The sequence below is a fragment of the Bartonella sp. PS17NMGDW genome, assembly GCF_042193555.1.
Lineage (GTDB): Bacteria > Pseudomonadota > Alphaproteobacteria > Rhizobiales > Rhizobiaceae > Bartonella > Bartonella grahamii.
The window spans coordinates 1-4453 of record NZ_JBHILY010000009.1 but is presented as its reverse complement, the minus strand read 5'-3'; the positions used below and the strand labels follow the sequence as shown (position 1 = coordinate 4453).

The 4453-nt window shown below is 38.4% G+C and carries 4 protein-coding genes, 1 tRNA gene and 1 pseudogene; 5 read left to right on the top strand and 1 reads right to left on the bottom strand.

All coding sequences use genetic code 11. The annotated features are described in order from the left end of the window. Nucleotides 1-292: pseudogene (locus ACFIJK_RS06810) on the bottom strand (hypothetical protein); the annotation flags it as partial. A gap of 198 nt (nt 293-490) precedes the next feature. Here ACFIJK_RS06810 and ACFIJK_RS06805 point away from each other — a divergent pair. From ACFIJK_RS06805 to ACFIJK_RS06785, 5 genes are all read left to right on the top strand, one after another. Then, a complete protein-coding gene (locus ACFIJK_RS06805; protein WP_375627315.1) occupies nt 491-1441 on the top strand; it encodes a siderophore ABC transporter substrate-binding protein in 951 nt (316 codons plus the stop codon). A 102-nt stretch (nt 1442-1543) separates the two neighbouring features. Next, nucleotides 1544-2500 carry an iron chelate uptake ABC transporter family permease subunit gene (locus tag ACFIJK_RS06800; protein WP_273788235.1) on the top strand — a complete coding sequence of 319 codons (957 nt, stop codon included), beginning with the start codon at nt 1544-1546 and terminating at the stop codon, nt 2498-2500. Beyond that, on the top strand, nt 2493-3443 hold the full coding sequence (locus ACFIJK_RS06795) for an iron chelate uptake ABC transporter family permease subunit (protein ID WP_375627314.1): 951 nt from the start codon (nt 2493-2495) through the stop codon (nt 3441-3443). The genes ACFIJK_RS06800 and ACFIJK_RS06795 overlap by 8 nt, the downstream gene beginning before the upstream one ends. After that, nucleotides 3440-4198: an ABC transporter ATP-binding protein gene (locus ACFIJK_RS06790; RefSeq protein ID WP_375627313.1), complete on the top strand. Its 759-nt coding sequence runs from the start codon at nt 3440-3442 to the stop codon at nt 4196-4198. The genes ACFIJK_RS06795 and ACFIJK_RS06790 overlap by 4 nt, the downstream gene beginning before the upstream one ends. Before the next feature lie 63 nt (nt 4199-4261). Beyond that, nucleotides 4262-4335 (top strand) — tRNA-Gln (locus ACFIJK_RS06785). Nucleotides 4336-4453: the final 118 nt, after the last annotated feature.

The following is a 4453-nucleotide window of genomic DNA, read 5'->3' as shown; positions in this document are numbered from 1 at the left end:
CAAGGCCACCAGCACCCTGGACACTACCAGCACCACCAGCACCCTGGACATTACCAGCACCACCAGCACCCTGGACATCACCAGTACCACCAGCATCGCCAGTACCAACGCCAGCACCAGGAACACCAACGCCTGCGCCTGCGCCAACAACTTTTGGTGAACCAGCTTCGGATGATTCTGATGCTTGAGGTACAGGAGATTCTGGTAGCGAAGCATCTACACTTTGTAAAAAGAAGAGAGCACTTGCTGTCAGTGCGTACAAATTTGTACGCTTTTTAAATACATTGATCATATGTCAAACTTTCTAAATAATGTTGCAAAAACACTGGAATTAAGTGAAAATGAGGTAAGTGAACAATTTGTAACATATGTTAGTCAATTTTACAACATAGTGTTATTTATTTACGCTTCATTTTGTGCATAAAAATACCAAAGTTAAGTTTTTAAGTGCGCAAACCCTTGTAATATTAGATAAAAGGATAAAATTACGATGATAAAATATATGAAACGGATGACTTCTGTTTTACTGGTTGCAACCAGCTTTGCAACAGCTTTATGGACACAGACGAGTATTGCAAATACCAGTACCCAGACAAATGTAACGATTGATCATGTTTCAGGCACGACTTCTGTTCCCGCTTCTCCGCAAAAGGTTGTTGTGTTTGATATTGCCTCTCTTGATAATATGAATCGCCTTGGTATCAAAGCGGTTATCGGTATTCCTGAAGGTAAAAAACCATCCTATCTGCAACAATTTGATGATGCAAAATATGAAAAAATTGGTACCCTTTTTGAACCCGATTATGAAAAAATTGCCACCCTTCAACCTGATTTGATTATTATTTCCTCCAGAACTCAAGCAAAATATAATGATTTATCCAAAATCGCTCCAACAATTGATCTAACTGTAGGAAATGAAAACTCTCTTGCAGATATTGAACGGAATTTGTCTATCCTTGGCAAAATTTTTGGCAAAGAAAAAGAAGCTGCAGAAGAAATTGCAAAACTCAATGAAACTTTAGCTGAAGTTCGTAAAAATACTAAAGGAAAAGGCCAAGGTCTTGTACTCATGACTTCTGGTGGAAAAATCAGTGCCTTAGGACCAAAGTCACGTTTTGATATTTTGCATTCCGCTTTCGGAATTGCCCCTGCAACCGATAAACTCACTGTACAAAAACATGGACAGCTCATTTCTCCTGAATTTATTCTTGAGACAAATCCTGATTGGTTGTTAGTGATTGATCGCGATGCCGCAATTGGACGGGAAGGGCAATCCGCAGCACAATTGCTTAACAATGAGCTTGTTCACCGCACAACAGCAAGCAAACAAAACCAAGTTATTTATTTGGACTCTTGGAGCTGGTATCGTGCAAGTGGTGGTTTAACGGGACTCTTTGAAACCGCTAAGCAGATCAATGAAGCCTTTACAAAGAGCAAATAAGCGTACAAAAGAGCTTGCTTGCTATATAAATAAAATTTAAAAGCAGAGATTGTTTATTAAGCAGTCTTTGCTTTTTTTAATTTTGTTAGAAAATGATTTAACGTGAAGAATTACTGGATAACCATAACACTTCTCATTCTCCTGTCTATCCTCAGCATTTTTGTTGGTTATTCTGATGTCACACCTTCTGACCTTTTCGCAGCCGATCCCCATGCGTGGCTTATTTTTTGGCAAACCCGTCTTCCTCGTACCATTGCAATCCTTTTAGTAGGTGCATCACTTGCACTTTCAGGTATGATTATGCAACTATTGACACGCAATCGCTTTGTCGAACCATCAACCGCTGGAACTGTTGAATCTGCTTCCCTTGGTATTCTTTTTATTATGATTTTTCTGCCCGATATTTCTGTTTTAGGAAAAATGGTCGTTGCGACACTTTTTGCCATGACAGGCACTTTACTTTTTATGTTTTTATTGCGCCGCATTCCTCTAAAATCTGCTCTCATTGTACCCCTTACAGGGATTATGCTAAGCTATATCATTGGCTCTTTAACCAATGCCATTGCAGATTATGAAATGTTACTTCCCTCTCTTCAAGCTTACTTATTTGGCAGTTTTTCAATGGTTCTTGAAGGAAAATATGAGCTCTTATGGCTATCCCTTCCCCTTTGTATTCTGGCCTATTGTACTGCTGATCGCTTTACGGTTGCAAGTTTGGGAGAAGATTTAACCAATAACCTTGGATTGAATTATCGTGTTGTCATGTTTTTTGGTCTTTTTATTGTCGCCTCAATCACTGCTGTTGTTGTCTGTACCATTGGCCGTATTCCTTTTGTTGGACTCATTGTGCCCAACCTTGTGTCAAATTTCATGGGCGATAATATGCGCCGTACCGCTCCTTGGGTGGCCATCAGCGGTGCAGGATTGGTCTTGATTTGTGATCTTGTAGGACGAATAATTCATCCCTCTCTTGAAATTCCCATAAGCACTATGATGGGTGTAATCGGTAGTTTTATTTTTATGATACTGCTTTTACGCTGGAGAAAGCGTCTTGGATAGAAGAAGAAAAACAATATGTGTACTAACAACACTTATCATCATAGCATGTACTGTCATTAGTCTTTACATGACGTGGAATATCAATGTTTATACATGGACATTTCGTCTTACAAAACTTTCCTCTCTGCTTCTTATTGCCTATGCAATAAGCGTTTCTACGGTTTTATTTCAAACAATCGTTAATAACCGTCTTCTTACCCCTTCAATTATGGGATTTGATCAGCTTTATATTTTAATAAAGACTGTTCTGATATATTTTGTAGGCTCTCTTTCTTTGCCCTTTTTAAATGAAGAAGGACAACTCATTCTCGAAGCCCTCATTCTTATTCTTTTTTCAATAAGCCTTTTTCGCTGGCTCTTTTCAGGAAGCCTAAAAGGACTTCATTTGACGCTTTTAATTGGTGTTGTTTTAGGCGGCTTCTTTTTCAGTTTACGGATGTTTATGCAATTGCAACTAAATCCAGACCAAATGATGAATTTAACGGATATTATGTTTGCAAATTTTAATAAATTTAATACATCACTCATAAGCTTTGCCACAATCATTGTCTTCATTGTGAGTCTGATTGGATGGCATTCCCGTCATCTTCTTGATATTTTGGCTTTGGGACGTGATAATGCTCTTAATCTTGGCGTTAACTACCACAAAAGTGCGACAGCTGTCCTTATTTTTGTTTCCATTCTCGTTTCCATTTCTACCGCATTAGTAGGCCCAGTCACCTTTTTTGGACTGTTGGTTGCCAACCTTTCCTATGAACTTTCTCCTCAAGCAAAACACAGTGTTGTTGTGCCGATTGCAATATTATTAGCGATTATTTGTTTGGTGGGAGGACAATTTATTTTAGAACAAATTTTTCACATGGCAGGACGTTTAAGTTTTATCATTGAATTTTGTGGGGGTATTGTTTTCTTAATATTACTGATGAAGGGAAAACTAAAATGATTGAGATCAATCATCTTTCCAAGGCTTACGGAGCACGATTGATTATCGATAATTTATGCCTTCATCTTCCCAAAGGGGGGATTATTTCTCTCATTGGGCCCAATGGTTCGGGAAAATCAACTCTTTTAATGCTGATAAGACGTCTTTTGCCACACCATAATGGTACAATTCATATCGACGGCTTTGATATTGATACAATGCCCCACGATATTTTGGCTCAAAAACTCTCAATTCTGCGTCAAGATAATCCTTTATCCTTCCGTTTAACCGTGTACGATTTAGTAAGTTTCGGACGCTATCCTTATTCAAAAGGCTGGTATACACATGAAGATAAACAATTTATCGACAGTTCGCTACGCTATCTCGGCTTACAAGATTTAAAAGATCATTTTTTAGATGAGCTTTCTGGCGGTCAGCGTCAACGCGCTTTTATAGCCATGGTTATCTGCCAAGATACTGATTATCTTCTCTTAGATGAACCATTAAACAATCTGGATATGAAACATGCCGTTTCTATGATGAAGCAGTTACGCCGCACAGCTGATGAACTGAAAAAAACCATCCTTATTGTCATGCACGATATTAATTTCGCCTCATCTTATTCAGATATGATTGTTGCACTAAAAAATGGAAAAGCAGCCTATTGTGGAACTCCCAAAGAAATTATGCAACCAGAAATCCTTAAAGACATTTATGATGTTGATATTCAAATTAAAACAATCAATGACATTCCTATCGCCCTTTATTATCGATAATCTAAAGATTTTTTGCGCTTGCCTACACTGTAGAATCTGCTAGAGATGATAAAATTGGCTTATTGGGGAATAGTTTAATGGTAGAACAGCGGACTCTGACTCCGTCAATCTTGGTTCGAATCCAAGTTCCCCAGCCAGTGTAGCTTGCCAGTGTAGCTTGCCAGCGGGTTTTGTATATTGTAGCTTGCCAGCGGGTTTTGTATATTTTGCCACTAGGTTTTGTACCAATTTATTTTTTTTCAAAGAGTTTTAAAG

Bases quoted from the DNA above. Each gene is read 5' to 3' on its own strand.
- ACFIJK_RS06805 (WP_375627315.1), top strand. From the start codon at position 491: ATGATAAAATATATGAAACGGATGACTTCTGTTTTACTGGTTGCAACC.
- ACFIJK_RS06790 (WP_375627313.1), top strand. From the start codon at position 3,440: ATGATTGAGATCAATCATCTTTCCAAGGCTTACGGAGCACGATTGATT.